The following is a 15336-nucleotide window of genomic DNA, read 5'->3' as shown; positions in this document are numbered from 1 at the left end:
CCGCAGACCCCACGGTCGACCCCGGCAACGCCGCGACCATGCCCGATCGGGCATCCGGCTGGCTATTACGCACGTGACCGCCGCCGCCGGGCGATGACGCGGTATAGCACGCGAGTCGGTATAGTCGCCGCGGATGAGTAGTGACACCACCCACCCTGTGCAGCAGCGTTCCCCACGCCCGATCAATCGAGCATGGTGGCTGGTGCCGGTGTTGCTCACCGTTGTCTCGATCACGTGCGTGCGCATCCCGCTCTGGCCGTTCGAGCAGTATTCCGGCGGTTTCATCGACCTGCAGGTGTATCGCCTCGGCATCGAAGCCATGCGTGACGGCGCCGACATGTACGGCCAGCTGCCCAAGACCTCCGCCGGGATCGGCCTGCCGTTCATCTATCCGCCGTTCGCCGCGATCGCACTCGCGCCCTTCGCTCTGCTGTCCTGGAGTGCGGCGAAAGTCCTCTATGTCGTGGCGTCGATCGCCGCGCTCGGCTGGACCCTGTTCCTCGTCGCCCGGCGCTACCACCGCGAGAGCCGTCAGGCCGCGCTGCTGGTGACCGCGTGCGCGCTGCCCGCGGCGATGCTGCTGGAACCGGTGCGATCGACCATCGACTTCGGCCAGGTCAACCTGCTGCTGATGGTGCTCGTCGCCACCGACTGCCTGCTCCCTAAGACCCGCTACCCACGCGGCATGCTCATCGGCCTCGCCGCCGCGATCAAGCTGACCCCCGCCGCGTTCGTCCTGTTCTTCCTGGTCCGCAAGGACTACAAGGCCGCCGCCACCGCCGCCGCCACCGGCGCGATCGCCACGATCGCCTCCTTCGCGCTGCTCCCCGGCGAATCCACCCGCTACTGGTTCGGCGGCCTCGGCAACGTCTCCGGCCTGAGCGGCTCGGCCTTCCACACCAACCAGTCCATCCAGGCCGTCCTGGCCCGCCTGCACGTCACCGGACTCCCGTTCGACGCCCTCTGGCTCGTCTTCGGCGCCCTCCTGCTCGTCCTCGTCGTCGCGGCCATGCGCAAGGCCGCCGACGCCCCCGCGATCGCCCTGGCCCTCAACGCGGTCTTCACCCTCCTGCTCTCACCCATCTCGTGGTCGCACCACTGGGTCTGGATCGCCCCCGCCCTCCTCGCCATCGTCTGCCACGCCCGCACCCTCCCCGCGAGCAGCGCCCGCGGCTGGTACGCCACGGCCGTCGCAGTAGCCGCCGTGTTCGTCATAGCCCCCCACAGCTTCCTCCCCGACGGCGAACACCGAGAGACCTCCTGGTCGTGGTGGCAACACCTCGTCGGCGACACCTACGTCTGGCTGGCGGTCGCTTTGGTTGCCCTTTTCTTGCTCACTGGGCGGCGGCCTGCGGCCAATACGGCGGCGGAGTCCGCCAAGATTGAGGAGCCCGCCCGCGCTGCCTAGCGGGGGGAGGGTCGTACAGAGGGTGTGGTCGGGACGGGCCCGTCCATCGTGGGCATAACGGAGAAGCCTCGGACCCGCGCGGCTCGTCCCGTGCACCCTCTCCCGCCGCACGGCCGATCGCCGACCCCAGGCAAGAGCGGAGGGCTTTGTCCCTGCGGTCGTCGGCGTTGCCACGAGGGCGGATGTTGTGTGGATACGAAGAAGGCCCCGATCATGTGATCGGGGCCTTCTTTTGTGTCCGGAGGGGGACTTGAACCCCCACGCCCTAATACGGGCACTAGCACCTCAAGCTAGCGCGTCTGCCATTCCGCCACCCGGACTTGCTGGTGTGCCAAAAGATTATCCGACACGGTGACGGAAACCAAATCGCCTAGGTGACCTGCCGTTTTGTCGCATCGATCGCGATGATTCCAGCGGGCGATCCCGGCCTCACGAAGCTCTGCGATGGGTGCGGGAGTGTGTGGCGGACGATGTGATCTTGGTCGCGGAGCCGGTGGCTGAGCAGTGAGAGTCGACGAGACTGTGGCGAGATGGCTCTCGGTAGCTTGCTTCTCGCTGAGGACCTGTCCAGTCCAGGATGCTACGAGCTGCGGATCGGTCCCGCCTCGAGTGCCTGTCGGTGGGTCCCAAGTTTTCGGTTCTGTTCGGTGAGGACGCGTCGGGTCGCCTCAACTTCGGGATTGTTCGGTGGTTGCGCTTCGGCGAGGGTTGCCAGCGAGTGTTCGATGCGTTCCGGTGCAAAGGTTTGTGCCAGCCAGTGATCGAGCGGGCCGACGATCTGGCCTTCGCGGAGGTAGGCGGTAGGGGAGCGGTCGATCTTGTTGGCAATCGCGTACTCGGAGGGGTAGCGGCAACAGGGTCGGGTTCGAGCCGGTGGAGTCGCTTGCCCTCAGCGGCCTTGCCTGGGTGTGGATGTGGGCCGGCGTCGGCCAGCTGGTATCCGTAGGGTGGTCGGCCGCCGAGATAGCGTCCTTCGATCCAGGCTTGTGCGGCCATGGCGGCGCGGACGCGGATTTTGATGCGGTTGCGTTCACCTTTGGACATGCCGCCGAAGACGGACATGATCAGGCCGTGTGCTTCGGAGTCAGGGTCGATCGGTCCGCCGACTTCGGGCACCCAGAGTTCGACGCCGTAGTGGACGAATACGGGGAAGATGAGTCCGAACTGGTTGCCGTAGAAGGCGCGTTGGGTTCGCCGATGACGACGGCGTCGAACCCGCGGTCCGGGTCGCGGAGCAGTTCGAGGAGTCTGCTGGCTTCCGGGCGTCGTTTCCAGGGGATGGATCGTGATTGGCCGATGTCGAAGAACTCGGCAACGATCCGGCCGTGATCCGGTGGAAACACGGCCTACGAAGGCAAAGTTCTCAAGAGTCATGGGTGCTCCTAAGGGATGTCCCGTAAGTCGTTGAGCGGCAACGCTATCGTGTCACCGGTGGCGATCTCGGCAGCCGACCCGGTGATGGTCGAGTTGTTCTCCGGCCTGCGGCCACGCACGTTCGCTCGCTGATCACCCAGTTGCGGCGCGAGGGCGCCGACCGGCCTTTACGAGACCGACCCTGGTTCGAAGACCGTGCGCTGCTGGTGGCCACCTACTGGCGGACCAACCTCACCATGCGTCAACTCGCGGCGGTGTTCGGAGTGTCGAAGTCGGCCGCGGCCCGAGTGATCGAGGACCTTGGACCGGCGTTGGCGCTACGTCTCCGCGCCCGATTTCCGCGTGGCGCGGTGTTGATCGTGGACGGAACCCTTGTCCCGAACCGTGATCCACTTTCGATGCCCAAAGCGCCATTGTTCGTCCCACTCCCGATCTCACTGATTCGGCAACTGACAGTGCGCCATCAGGTTTCGTCGTTCTCGATGTTGCTCCACACCCACCTGCAGTGTTCGGTGAAGCCGAGGGCCTGACGTCGAGTTCATCCTTCGTTGGTCCCGATGCCACAGATCTCGGGCAGTACACGCTTCACGGCGAAAGCTCAGCAACGGCTGAGACCACTTCAGGTGATGCACCGACGCCCCCTGATGACGGCGAGGCAAAGGTAGCGGGACGAAGCCGTCTCGGACTGTCTCGTCGTACGCTCAGGCCGGTCCGACGTCTGCTCAACCTCGACTCACTGCCGACGCAGGACAGCACTTTTCGTCTGCCTGCGGATGAATGGCTCGCCGCAGGACACCGCAATCTATTGATCGGCGACGCTGGCTCAGGCAAATCCAGTCTGCTGCGGTTCGTGGCGTTGGAACTACTCAATCCTGCGCCACAGTCCACATCGTTGCAACAATCACACGGTGGGGGACTGCCGGTGTGGCTGCCCTTCGGGTTCCTGTGTCGACACCTGGCGGAGAGCTCGGGGCCAAGGTTCGGACCGCAACCGGCCGCAACACGCCCAAGGTCGCCCGTGAACGCTCGCGCGGGGGTCCAGCCCAACCGCCACGGTCGGCGACTCCTCCACTCACTTCCCACTTCCGGGCATCCCGGTCGACTTCCTGGGCTCGTGTGTTCGGGTCTCAGCCTCGAACAGCGCGCGGCTGCTGGGGGCCCATGAACATCCGCAAATGCCGCATACCGCGCGTCTCGGCGACAGATGTCCTGATCAAGTGACAGATACGGTGGTCGGCCACAACTGGCACCCCGACGAGCGCGGTCAACTAGGCTGCACCATAATCGAACGTATGTGCGAATCTGTGCGACCCTACGTGCGCACTGGGCAGTGGACGGAGCCGTCGCCCCGGTTCTGTCCGAACGGGCATCGGCTCGGGGCTGGACGTTCGCTCGTCACCGCGATGCCGTGTCGTCGGATCGGCGGACATCACCGCGTCCACACGTGCTTGGCCTGTGGTGCGACCACCTACAGCCCGCCCGCGCACAACGACTGCGAGCACTGAGACGGCGGGGTTTGTCGGCCCTGTGCTGGGTTGGGTTGCGCATTCAGGGGGCTGGTTCACCGCCTGCCCGACAAGGCCTGCCCTTCACGCGCAGAGGCTCACAGGTCAAGGGTGGACGAATGTCCATCAGCGCAGCTGACGCGTATGCGCCCTCGAGGTGTGAGGGGCGCGGGATCACAATGCAGGCCAACCCAGTACAGGGCCACCTTCGCCGCCTGCACGGCGTCGCGGATCGGTGAAGTGTCGGGATGCCGCGTCGGAGACATCGACACCGCCACGTGGACGTGGACCGTTCGCCGCCGGACGACACCTGGCCCGGGCGGGCTCGACGACAAGGGGCACCAGGGGTAGCCGCCATCGATACGTCCCCCTGATCGAGGAAAATTCGGCAACTGGTTCGCGACCGTATCGCCGCGGTCGGCGAGAACAACACGAACGCGCGATTGTTTGTCGGCTCGCGTGGTGGACGGATCGCGACGGGGGTTCTGCGGGATGCTACCCATTGGGATGAGGTCGTGGAGAAGCTCGGCTATGAACATCTGCGCCGTCACGACCTCCGGCATACCGGGCTGACGTGGATGGCTGACGCCGGGGTGAGTTTGCACGTGCTCCAGAAGATCGCCGGGCACGCCGACAGCCGAACCACAGAGCGATACCTCCACCCGGATCGGCGGGAGGTCACCGACGCCGGCGACAAGCTCTCCAGCCACCTGCGGCCCCGTTCTGGTCCCGGCCAGCGTGGCACGCTGTAGATCAGAGCCGCGTCGGGTCGGCCGAATACCTGGCGTGCCGATCTGGTGGGGGTGGCATAGGCTGCGGCGGTGCCCAGGCTCATGGTCTCCAACCCCTTTGCGGAGAAAATGCTCACGGTTTGGATCGAACCGTGGGGTCGGGATTACTGGATGCGGCCGGGAGACGTCTTCACTGTCGAATTCGCGGGGCGCGACAACTCCGAACAGGAGGATGATGATCCACCATTCGAGGTGTCGTGGCTAGATGGCGGAATCGTGGTCGGGCCGGTGGCCGAAAGCATTGTGCGCGACGGGAACGGCCTCGAACTCGAGTGCGGCCACCAGCGGCCTGTCGACCTCGACGGCCGGTAGCTCGAGTCCACATCCAGGCTGATCGAGAACGCGCAGCGGTCCGCCACGAATATCCGCTACCGACTGCGGCGTAGTTGTCGCGGGTGCCGCCGTATGCGCGGATAGTTCTTGTGCCACGGCAGGATCCGGCGACATCGACGTACGCCGCGATCAGTCCCAGGTCAGTGGCTTGAACGCGCCCAGCCCAGGTCACGACACCCTCGCGCTGATCAACCCACTGTTCGGGCGTTGGCGCTCAGGCCGGGCAGGACCAACGTGAGCCAGCGTTCGCGTGCGACGAGGGGCTGATCGATCGGAGCGGTGGAGAACAGCAGGTAGATGTCGCCGACGGTGACGTCGGAGTGGACCTTTCCGTCGGCTTGTCCGGCGCGGATGAGCGTGGCCAGTGCGGTACCGGCGCGCTGTTCGTCGGCCTGTACTCGGAGATCGGCGCCGAGGGTCTGCGCCGCTGCTTTGGCGGCATGGTTGGTGGCCGAAACCTCAACGACCCGCCGCAAAAACGCCGTGATCTCCCAGGTGGCGTCCGCGCCGCCCGCGACACGATCGCGCGCCGCTTCGGCATCGTCGGCGACCTGGGCCACGTATTCGGCCACGATGGCAGTGACAAGGTCGGCTTTGGTCGGGAAATGGCGGTACAGGGTGCCGACGGCGACCCCGGCCGCGGTCGCGATCTCGTTCATACCCACATCAGGTCCGCGCGTGGTGATCTGCTCACGCGCGGCGGACAAGATCTTGCGGCGATTGCGGATCGCGTCGGCGCGCTGCGGTCTGGCCTCGGTCATGAACTTCTCCCACAGGTCCTTGCATGAAGATGAATACTCGTTCATGATAGAACATGAATTATCATTCATTTTACCGTCAGGAGCCGACATGACCGACAAGATCGCCCTAGTCACCGGAGCCTCCTCCGGAATCGGCGAAGCCACCGCCCGCAAACTCGCCACCCTCGGCTACACCGTCTACGGCGCCGCCCGCCGCACCGACCGGCTACAGAAACTGGCCGCCGACGGGATCCGCCCGCTGGCCATGGACGTCACCGACGAAGCCTCCGTGCGCGCCGGTATCGAACACATCGTCGCCGAGACCGGCCGCATCGACGTGCTGGTCAACAACGCCGGATACGGCTCCTACGGCGCGGTCGAGGACGTACCGCTCGACGAGGCTCGCTACCAGTTCGAGGTCAACGTATTCGGGGCCGCGCGCCTGGCCCAGCTCGCACTGCCGCACATGCGCGAACAGCGCAGCGGCACCATCGTCAACATCACCTCCATGGGCGGCAAGATCTACACCCCGCTCGGCGGCTGGTACCACGGCACCAAATTCGCCCTCGAAGGCCTCAGCGACTGCCTGCGGCTCGAGGCCAAGCCCTTCGGCGTCGACGTTGTCGTCATCGAGCCCGGCGGTATCCGCACCGAGTGGGGCGGCATCGCCGCTGATCACCTGCGCAAGGTCTCCGGCGACGGCGCCTACTCGGCCCAGGCCACAGCGGTGGCCGCCTCATTGGGCCCGGAGGCCACCATCGCCCGCCTTAGTTCCCCGCCGGAGGTGATCGCCGACGCGATCGGCAAGGCTGTCACCGCCCGCCGACCCAAGACCCGCTACCAGGTCGGGTTCGGTTCCCGACCGCTGATCTTCCTGAAATGGCTGCTGCCCGACCGTGCCTTCGACGTACTTATCAAGCGCGCCACCGGCATCCGCGACTGAACGCGAGCCACAGCCGCCGCCGCCGCCAGTCGTAACGCCACTTGGCACGTGCGTCGGTCGGCCACCAGCCATCTGAGCGCAAGATCACCCCCTCGGCTGCCAGGACAGCCTGGGAACTCCCACCGACAACGCTGGGGAACTAGCCAGGACGACCTTGTTGCAGTTCGAGCCAATCCGAGTCCGAGAAGTGCCCGTGCGCGCGGGGACCTGCAGCCTCGATCCGAGATCACGTTCGGTCGTGCACGGGCAGATCGAGCGGCTAAAGCTCCACCGTCCACATGTAGTTCTCGATGAAGGGCTCGACGAAACGCATCGGGACACGCAGGTTCGGGCAGGCCCGAGCTGTGGCGCTCAGCGCTCCGTAGGCCTCGCGCAGGTCGTACTCGTGGTTCTTACGCCACAGCTCGTGTTAGGGAGTGTCGGGTGCAGCGATGGCCATCAGTTCTGGCGCGCGTTCGGCCCAGCACCCCCACTGCCGCGACTTCCCCGTGATCGCCACGACATCGGCCGTGACGGCAAGAGCGGCCTGTGGGTCACCGACCGCACTGCCACAGAGGATCGCGCTACCTTCGCCGTCGCTATCGCGCCGTCGATGATGGTGCAGGACGTGCACGGCAAACTCCTCGGCGCGGCACCCAGCTCCGACGGCAGCATTTGGGTCACCACCGCAAACAAGGCCGAGGGAGCACCAGGAGAATTCGACGATCGAGTCGTGCAAATTCCGCGCCCCTGGATGTCTTGCCGGCGGGAAGACAGTAGGTGGTTGTCCGAGAACTGACTCGTCCGCGGACGCCGCGCCACGAGCGACTCCTCGGTTTTCGCGTTTCCGTGTTTAGAGGCCAGGCTCAGCTCAAGCGTCGACAAGATCGCGGTCGGGAAGGGGTGCGGCAATGGCGTCGGGCGGGTTGTGACCGCGGCGGCGGGTTCGGATGTAGAGCCATTGCAGGACTGCCAGGCCTGCCAGACCGGCGACAGCTGTCGCGGCGCCGATCTTCCAGCCCGGTGGGCGCCACGTCAGTTCGAGGACAGCGTTGTCGGTGCCGGCGGGGATGTTGACGGCGGTGATCGATTTCGCGACATTCGTGATCGGGATCGGCGTACCGTCGAGCGTCGCTCGGTAGCCGGGCCAGGCGAGGCGTGCGAACACGATCCGGCCGCCGTCGGGTGAGCTGACTCGCAGCGTGCTCGTCATGTCGGCTTCGGTGAGCGAGGTGGCCGACACCCCGCGCAGGTCGGAGACTCGGCCATTGGCCGTCGATACCGCGCCACGATCGCGTTCCAGCACCCAGATGTAGCGCTCGTGATCCGGGTAGCGGACGAAATGCCATCCGGTGGGCGCGGGTTGGTTGCCCGCCTCGGGGAACAGTGCCTTTTGCAGCACCACCCGATCGAGCAGCATCAGATCGACCAGGGTCCGCCCGGTTGTTGATTCGGGTGCGAACATGCGGCGATAGGCGTCGGGGCACACGCTCGAATCCCATCGCATGCAGAGCATTTCACCGAAATAGAAGTGCCCGGTCGGGGTGTAGCCGTTCACGTAGTCGAGCTCGAGCGACTTGGCGTAGTTGCCGAACACCAGGGATCCGTACGCGCCGTCGAGGCTCTTGTCACCGGGCTGCAGCAGCGCGCGGTCGGCGAGCTGGATCGTCGATCCGGGCAGGTCGGGGAACGCCGCCTTGGCATCGGCACGGCTGGTCGGCAGGTTGTAGGACATGATGTTGGGCAGTGCGTGATCGACCTGATAGAAGGCGATCGGAAACATCACCGCGATGGTCGCCACGCACGCGGCCGCAGTGCTCCGGTGCCGGGCAAGCCAGAGGACACCCGCGCCTGCTGCGGCGACGAACCCCGCGGCCACACCATGGATGATCCAGTCGGCGGGATCGGCAGAGGCGGTGCGAACCCATAGCAAGCCGATCAGCACGCCGGCGGCGATGCCGCGCGCCCGCGCATTGCCAGTGGTGCCGAAGCGTCCCACCAGCACACAGACCAGGACCAGCAAGCCGATCGCGAGCATCGGAAGAACCCGGGCGGGCCACCGGAGCGGGCCGATGGTGCCGGGGCCTGCCGTCCACATCAGCATCATGATCGTGAACAGGGCGACCGTGGTGAGCTCACGCCAGCAGCGGCGAGCGCGGTCCCAGTCGACGAACGCCAGGATCGGGACGAGGAACCACGCGACGTAGGTGAGCGGGAACGGCTGGATGTAGCCCCACCACGTGGTGAACGCCGGTGACACCGTCGGCAGGCTCGCGTTGAGGGATTCCGACCACGGCACCGCGAGGAAATTGTCGTTGTTGATCTGCGCCGTACCGCGCCAGGTGACTTTCGCCGAGAGCATCGAGGGGAGAAAGGTGAGCAACCCGGCCAGGCCCGCGCACGCCGCCACGGCCGTCAGCCGGAGGACCGATTGCCAGGCGCCCCGGGAGACCAGTTCGCCGACAGCGATGGCGAACAGCATCAGCACGGCCTCGACGGCGGGGAAGATGTACTGCGTCGAGATCGTCAGATACAGGAAGACGAAGACGGGGATCGGCCCGCCGTCGCCGCGGGTGTAGCGCACGGCCGAGGCCCAGGCCATCAGCATCCAGGCGGTTCCGGTCAGCGCCGTCATCCAGCTGGCCTGGTCGAAGAAGAGGAAGAATCCGGACAGCGGGAACGCGACACCGGCGACGGCGCTCCATGCGGGGGCGGCTCGATAAACCAGGCAGATCCGGTAGATGCCCAGCGCGCACAGAATCGAGAACACCAGCTTGACGACAGTGGCGTAGGCGGCCATGTTGTCCACCGACGGCGCGATGACGTCGATCAGCAGCTGAACCGGGTTGAACAGACCCGCGTCGTCCATGGTGTTGTTGCCCGACATCCACTGGTTGGGCCACAGCGCGGGGAAATCGCCCGCGCGCAAGGAGCGCCCGAGCCCGACCCACAGTCCGGTGTACTGGGATTCGGTGTCGTCGAGGTAGTAGTGGCGGGGGTCGGCCAGCAGCACCGCCAGATATCCGACGATCGTGCCGACGACGGTGACGATCCCCCAGCGAATCGTTTCGGATCGGGAAAACGGTTCTCCGGCTTCGTCTTCGCGGGATTGGGAGCCAGTGGGGTCAGCAGCCGTGATCGGTACTGCTCTGTCGGTCACGCAGCAGACCATACAGCGCCGGGCGGCACTCGGCAGGGTATGCGATTCCAGGGCCGCGACCGGCGCCGTTGCGGTGTAGCGGTCCGTTCCGGACTGCCGGTCGCGAGCTCGCGGGCGGCGGTCAGAAGGCCGATCTGACGTGTGCCTGCGGGTGCGGAGTGAGCACACACAGTTGCTCGCGGCCGCCGGCGATGAGGCTGGTCGACGCGACGTGGGTGGCATAGTGCGTGAGTGTCCGGTCGAGGGTTTCGCGAGTGAATCGGTGCGCCTGAGCGCCTTCGCCCGCGTCGGTGAACCGGCCCGACAAACGCGCGAGTGTCCGGTTGGAACTGGTGGTGAGATTGCGGATCGGTTCGGCGATGATCACCTGCTTGCGGGCGGCCTCGAGCATTCGCTGGACTATCGGTTCGGGCTCGGGCAGGAAGTGGTACAGGCTGGCCTGCATGACGACGTAGTCGGCGCGGGGGAGCGCGGTGTCTTCCCTGAGGTTCCAGACGAGGCCGTTTCCGCCCGCCGAGACGAGCCGGGCGATGAAGCGTTCGTTGATGTCGAAACCCGTGTAGCGGACCGACTTTCCGCGCAGGTACCGGGTGTAGAGGGTAGCCGGGCCGCAGCATAGGTCGAGGACCTCGGCTTCGTCGGGGATCAACGCGGCGATCGCTTCGAATCGGGCTCCGTAGTGGCGGCCGTAGAGCCCGCGCATGAGGAGGTTGTAGAGAGATGTGTGCCGATAGATGACGCTGGTAGTGCTCACAGATTTTCCTGCTCGGTGTGACTGCGTGATTGCGCTGCCGACGGCCTGGGGGCGACGGCAGTCGCGAACGGTGTGTGTCGTCAGAATTTGTGAGTTGATCTGGAGAGACGGTCGGTGGCGGCTGGCGAGGCGCGTGAGGTCAGGATGTCGACGGTCGGTCACGAGCCCCAACGTTCGAGGGGAAGCGCGGGCGACCGTGACGACATCGAATTGACGGCGGCGTCGACCCGACGGCTGCTGTCGGCAGCGGCTACTGGTGGTCGCGTTGAGTGGACGGTTACGTAGGGAACGGTCGGCCAGGACAGGAGCTCATCGGCGCGAGGTTCTCATCGCGCTGTGGCCGGAGAGGCCGCACACAACGATATTGCGGGCGGCGGTTTGCGGCAACGCGAAGAGGCTCGATGGTCGTTCTCGGCCGGTGCCCTTGTGCCGCAGACTGCCGGTCCTGTGGCCGGAGCCGTTCTACTACCTCGGGGCGCGCCGCCAGCCGGACTATCCGTGTGTAGATTCCGCTAATCATCGCAACGACGACCGCGGCGAGCGGCGTGGCCAGGACCAGCAGGTCCACCCAGCAGCGCCCGAACCTGTTGCGGCTGGCGTTGTTTCGGATGCAAGCCAAGCGATCAGCTGTGACATCTTCGCAGCCGTGAACCGACAAGACCCCACGGGCGATCGCCGTGCCCCGGCTGTCGCCCCGCAGGGCCCGGCTGCTCGTCGCGGCCCGTCCTGCCGCGACGGTGTCGATATCGGCGCAATTTTCGAGTACTCCACCACTCGGGACGGTTTTGCCTGGTAATGGAATCGTCGATGCTGATCCCGAGGACGAGAGGTCGATCATGGCTATCCGCTACACGGTTGCTGCACGTGACACCATGTCGGCGCTGGCCGGCCGCTTCTACGGCGAATCGTCGCTCTATCCGGTGATCGCGATCGCGAACCGGATCGCCGACCCGAACGTGATCAGGGTCGGTCAGGTGCTCATCGTTCCCGGGCTCACCGCCACCCACACAGTGGTCGCAGGCGACACACTGTCCGGTCTGGCCGAGCGGTTCTATGGCGACCGCGCGCGGTTTCCGCTGATCGCGGCCGCCAACAAGCTCGCCGACCCGAACACGATCACCGTCGGGCAGACCCTGATCATCCCCGACCTGACCCTCGCCAAGCACACACTGTTCTGCGTGCCCGGCACGTGGGAAGCCGTCGCCGCCGCCAACGCCAACCCGGGCGGAATCAGCCCGTCGGACCCCATCGGCATGCTGACCGGCATCACCAACGCCCTCGACCCGCAATGGTTCGACATCGAATACGTGAACTATCCCGCCAGTTTCGGACCCGTCCCCGGCGGCGGCGACGCCCTGCTCGACGCTCTGGGCCGACCGTCCTACCGCGCCTCCCGCGACATGGGCATCGCCGAACTGACCAGATTGATCAACGCGCACGACGGGTCGTTCGGCCTGCTCGGCTACAGCCAGGGCGGGGCAGTGGTCTCGCTGGTCGGTCGCGACATCGTGTCCGGTTCACTGCAGGGCCGACGCGGCGACTGCCACTGGGTACACGCCCTCGCCTCACCGCATCGCGGGTTGGGCCGCACCTTCCATCTCGGCAATTCCCTCGCCTACCAAGGCATCTCGGGCGACAACATCACCGAAACCCACCCCATCGACTGGTTCGACTACTGCCTGCCCGGCGACATCTACGGCAACGCCAACATCGCGGGCACCTACTTGAAACAGGCCTACGACATCGCCACCGAATTCACCCTCACCGACCCGGTCGCCATGATCACCGGGATCGCCGAACACATTGTCGACTGGGCGAACTCAGGAATGCTGGGACCGATCGACCCCGCCCGCCTGTTCGCCACCGCGGTGGACCTCAACAACTTCCTGCGCGACTTCCCCCACGACAAATACGGAATCTGGGACATCATTCCCGACCGCACCGCACTCGCCCACTCGGCCGCTCACCTCAACTACTGGGGACCACGCATCGCACCGGCCTGACGGTGCACGGCTGTCGGCGGGCTGATCCACCGACAGCCACACGCGCCGGCTCAGTCCACGCTCCGGACCGCTGAAACCGGCGCTCACCCCACGGAGATCGGCAGCGACGTGCCCTTGGGGTGTCTCGTACACCGTGGTGCGTTCCCGCAGCGGTCGCCCGATTCGGCCGCGATCTCGGTCAGCTCCGCCACCGTTTTCGCCGAGCCGTGCGGGGAACCTGCCATGCGAGAAATGGTTTCCTCCATCAGCGTTCCGCCGAGAGCGCCTGGTTTCACCCAACTGGTCTGGATGTTGTCGATGCGCCCGTGCAGCATCGGGCCAGGGCGTGCACGGCGCGGTTGTCGCGATTGGTGGGGCCGGGCCGCGCCCGCCAGGTACAGTAGTGCGCCCTGGTGGACGAAGGGCAGCGGCACGAACTCGGCGAAACCGCGTCTCGTCCTGGATTCCGCGCAGCACGCGCAGGTGCCCAACCCAGTGGCGGGGATTGTCGACGTGGCCGTACATCATTGTCGAACTTGTGCGGATGCCGAGGGAATGCGCGGTGGTGATCACTCGATCCACGCCGAGGTAGGCAGTTTGCCCTTGGTGAGGACCCAGCGCACTTCGTCGTCGAGGATCGGCGGCGGTGCCGGGGATGGTGTGTCGAGACCGGCTTCCTTCAACGTGGTCAGCGGATCAGCCCCCTTGCAAACCGTTGCGCACGAACGACTCCTCGTGCTCCCCGCGCGAGCGGGGATGAGCCATCGCATCCGAAATGCGCGGCCGAGCGGCTGTGTCCCCGAGGCGAGTGCTTATGCGACAGCAGAGTGTCAACGGCTCCTGATCAGCCGATCGTGATCGAGATCCGTTGGGACAGTTGGTGTGCGTAGTGGTCGAGTGCCCCTCCGGACACAGAGTTTTTGCCACGTCATGCTCCTGACCTGCGATTATGAACGTTGGGTAGGCAGCGTATTCGAGTCGAACAAGACGTGAAACCGCAGGCAGGGCCCATGGGGGTTCAACTCGGGTCAGGCTGAGAAAGCCTTGAGGATTTGACAGTTTCCGGGCGCATCATGGGTGGTCCCCACCACGGATGTCGGCCCATGGTCCGCCATGGCAAGCCTCTCCTCTAGGCACACCGATCAGAGGTGGACTCAGTTGGGCGTGTGCGGGACTCGTCCGCGTACGACTCGTAGCGGGGTTTGCTGCCTTGGCTGGCGGTTATTGCGGCGGCGCCTATGAGTCGGCCGAGTTCGGTGTAGGCAGCGAATTGCCCCTCGCCGAACCATTGGTCCGAGGTGCTGTCGTGCGGGAATACCGGGTTCTCGGCCGCATACGATCTGAGCCAGTAGCCGCATTGGTCCCAGAGCACCGCTTTGGCAACGATGAGCTGGCCGATGAGATGTTCTCCATGTTTGTCGAGCCCGCTCGCGGTCGGGTACTCGATCTCTCCCACGACGACGGCGCCCTTTGTCAGGCGAGCGTTGAGGGCTCCGAATGCCGTCTCGGGCTCGAGCCCCTTTCCTGTTCCCGGCGCAAGATCCTCTGGAGCGTAGGGACCCCTGGAATCCGGGAGTGTGATCTTCACACCGAGTTCGAACTCGGCAAGGCGCAGTGCTTGCGCCAGCGTTTCGGCGGTAGGCCCGTGATCGCCAGTCGCGTCGATGCAGTAGATCACCCGGGGGTCGACCCCGGGCACGCGGTACCCCTTTCGCCAGCTCCGCTGATGATCCTCTCGAGGCTGATCTTCTTGGCGCGGCCCGGTTTCGACTACCGGCTCCCACTGGTCGGGAGTCCTGACGGACGACCACTGCACCCAACGCGTGATCGCCGTCCCGATTCCCCACACCGCGACCACAATCGCGGGAACAAGCGCGCAGAATTTCACGGTGGCGGCCACCGCGGCGCTGATGCGCCAGACCGACGATGAGCCTGCGTCCGGCAGTGCGATCAGCAGCAGCGTGTTCTCAGCCGCATCCGCGAGCGCCGCGATGATCGTGGCTGCGACACCGAAGGCCGCCAGACGCTTGCCAGACGCCGTCCAAGCCAGGAACCAGGCGGTGAGCGATGCCGCGGCCAGGACAACGGTATAGCCGACAATGACGCCGAAATCGGCATAGATCGCATCCCTGAGCCCGACCGGAAGATCGCTCTTCGCAGCATCATTGAGCTGAATCTCGACGAGATCGTTCGGGCTTGCGCGCCCGAAGAGGGACACCGCCAGGATAAATCCGGGCGCTAGAACCACCGCCAGCCCGGTCAGGAACAAAGCCCGATCACGCCTAAGCTTCGGAGGAAGCTCCGCAAGGCGCTGCGAAAGATGCCTCGAAAGAAGAGATTCATCGGACTTCATGGCTGCTCCTCGAT

General features: G+C 65.7%; 11 protein-coding genes, 1 tRNA gene and 2 pseudogenes. 8 read left to right on the top strand and 6 right to left on the bottom strand.

From position 1 onward, the window contains the following. Positions 1-133 precede the first annotated feature (133 nt). Positions 134-1408, top strand: coding sequence for a glycosyltransferase 87 family protein (locus ACWF9G_RS22310; protein ID WP_452517575.1), 1275 nt, complete (start codon positions 134-136; stop codon positions 1406-1408). Between the two features lie 235 nt (positions 1409-1643). Here ACWF9G_RS22310 and ACWF9G_RS22305 read toward each other — a convergent pair. Then, positions 1644-1728 (bottom strand) — tRNA-Leu (locus tag ACWF9G_RS22305). Positions 1729-2281: 553 nt separating this feature from the next. Here ACWF9G_RS22305 and ACWF9G_RS22300 point away from each other — a divergent pair. The 4 genes and pseudogenes from ACWF9G_RS22300 to ACWF9G_RS22285 all read left to right on the top strand — a co-directional run bounded on the left by ACWF9G_RS22300 (position 2282) and on the right by ACWF9G_RS22285 (position 5390). After that, a complete protein-coding gene (locus tag ACWF9G_RS22300) occupies positions 2282-2737 on the top strand; it encodes a hypothetical protein (RefSeq protein ID WP_452517573.1) in 456 nt (151 codons plus the stop codon). Between the two features lie 60 nt (positions 2738-2797). After that, positions 2798-3171, top strand: a pseudogene (locus ACWF9G_RS22295) (helix-turn-helix domain-containing protein); the annotation flags it as partial. Positions 3172-4670: 1499 nt separating this feature from the next. Continuing rightward, on the top strand, positions 4671-5039 hold the full coding sequence (locus ACWF9G_RS22290) for a tyrosine-type recombinase/integrase (RefSeq protein WP_452517648.1): 369 nt from the start codon (positions 4671-4673) through the stop codon (positions 5037-5039). Positions 5040-5108: 69 nt separating this feature from the next. Next, the gene (locus tag ACWF9G_RS22285; RefSeq protein WP_452517571.1) at positions 5109-5390 is read left to right on the top strand and encodes a hypothetical protein; all 282 of its coding nucleotides are present in this window, start codon (positions 5109-5111) and stop codon (positions 5388-5390) included. 209 nt (positions 5391-5599) lie between these two features. Here ACWF9G_RS22285 and ACWF9G_RS22280 read toward each other — a convergent pair whose 3' ends face one another. Further along, a complete protein-coding gene (locus ACWF9G_RS22280) occupies positions 5600-6217 on the bottom strand; it encodes a TetR/AcrR family transcriptional regulator (protein WP_452517570.1) in 618 nt (205 codons plus the stop codon). Positions 6218-6260: 43 nt separating this feature from the next. On the opposite strand from ACWF9G_RS22280, the gene ACWF9G_RS22275 reads away from it, so the two are divergent. Then, on the top strand, positions 6261-7094 hold the full coding sequence (locus ACWF9G_RS22275; RefSeq protein ID WP_452517569.1) for an oxidoreductase: 834 nt from the start codon (positions 6261-6263) through the stop codon (positions 7092-7094). A 238-nt stretch (positions 7095-7332) separates the two neighbouring features. Beyond that, positions 7333-7872, top strand: coding sequence for a hypothetical protein (locus ACWF9G_RS22270; protein WP_452517567.1), 540 nt, complete (start codon positions 7333-7335; stop codon positions 7870-7872). A 72-nt stretch (positions 7873-7944) separates the two neighbouring features. On the opposite strand, the gene ACWF9G_RS22265 is transcribed toward ACWF9G_RS22270, so the two are convergent. Continuing rightward, positions 7945-10245 carry a hypothetical protein gene (locus ACWF9G_RS22265; RefSeq protein ID WP_452517566.1) on the bottom strand — a complete coding sequence of 767 codons (2301 nt, stop codon included), beginning with the start codon at positions 10243-10245 and terminating at the stop codon, positions 7945-7947. Positions 10246-10354: 109 nt separating this feature from the next. Further along, positions 10355-10987 carry a class I SAM-dependent methyltransferase gene (locus ACWF9G_RS22260; RefSeq protein WP_452517564.1) on the bottom strand — a complete coding sequence of 211 codons (633 nt, stop codon included), beginning with the start codon at positions 10985-10987 and terminating at the stop codon, positions 10355-10357. Between the two features lie 836 nt (positions 10988-11823). On the opposite strand from ACWF9G_RS22260, the gene ACWF9G_RS22255 reads away from it, so the two are divergent. Continuing rightward, on the top strand, positions 11824-12990 hold the full coding sequence (locus ACWF9G_RS22255; protein WP_452517562.1) for a LysM peptidoglycan-binding domain-containing protein: 1167 nt from the start codon (positions 11824-11826) through the stop codon (positions 12988-12990). 126 nt (positions 12991-13116) lie between these two features. On the opposite strand, the pseudogene fbiC reads toward ACWF9G_RS22255, so the two are convergent. Beyond that, positions 13117-13667, bottom strand: a pseudogene (fbiC, locus tag ACWF9G_RS22250) (7,8-didemethyl-8-hydroxy-5-deazariboflavin synthase); the annotation flags it as partial. 431 nt (positions 13668-14098) lie between these two features. Beyond that, positions 14099-15322: a hypothetical protein gene (locus tag ACWF9G_RS22245; protein WP_452517560.1), complete on the bottom strand. Its 1224-nt coding sequence runs from the start codon at positions 15320-15322 to the stop codon at positions 14099-14101. Positions 15323-15336 lie beyond the last annotated feature (14 nt).

It is taken from the genome of Nocardia sp. NPDC055029 (assembly GCF_053608525.1).
This window is presented reverse-complemented; position numbering and strand designations above follow the sequence as displayed.

Coding starts and splice junctions, on each gene's coding strand:
- ACWF9G_RS22310 (WP_452517575.1), top strand. CDS start 134: ATGAGTAGTGACACCACCCACCCTGTGCAGCAGCGTTCCCCACGCCCG.
- ACWF9G_RS22245 (WP_452517560.1), bottom strand. CDS start 15,322: ATGAAGTCCGATGAATCTCTTCTTTCGAGGCATCTTTCGCAGCGCCTT.
- ACWF9G_RS22280 (WP_452517570.1), bottom strand. CDS start 6,217: ATGAACGAGTATTCATCTTCATGCAAGGACCTGTGGGAGAAGTTCATG.
- ACWF9G_RS22275 (WP_452517569.1), top strand. CDS start 6,261: ATGACCGACAAGATCGCCCTAGTCACCGGAGCCTCCTCCGGAATCGGC.
- ACWF9G_RS22265 (WP_452517566.1), bottom strand. CDS start 10,245: ATGGTCTGCTGCGTGACCGACAGAGCAGTACCGATCACGGCTGCTGAC.
- ACWF9G_RS22255 (WP_452517562.1), top strand. CDS start 11,824: ATGGCTATCCGCTACACGGTTGCTGCACGTGACACCATGTCGGCGCTG.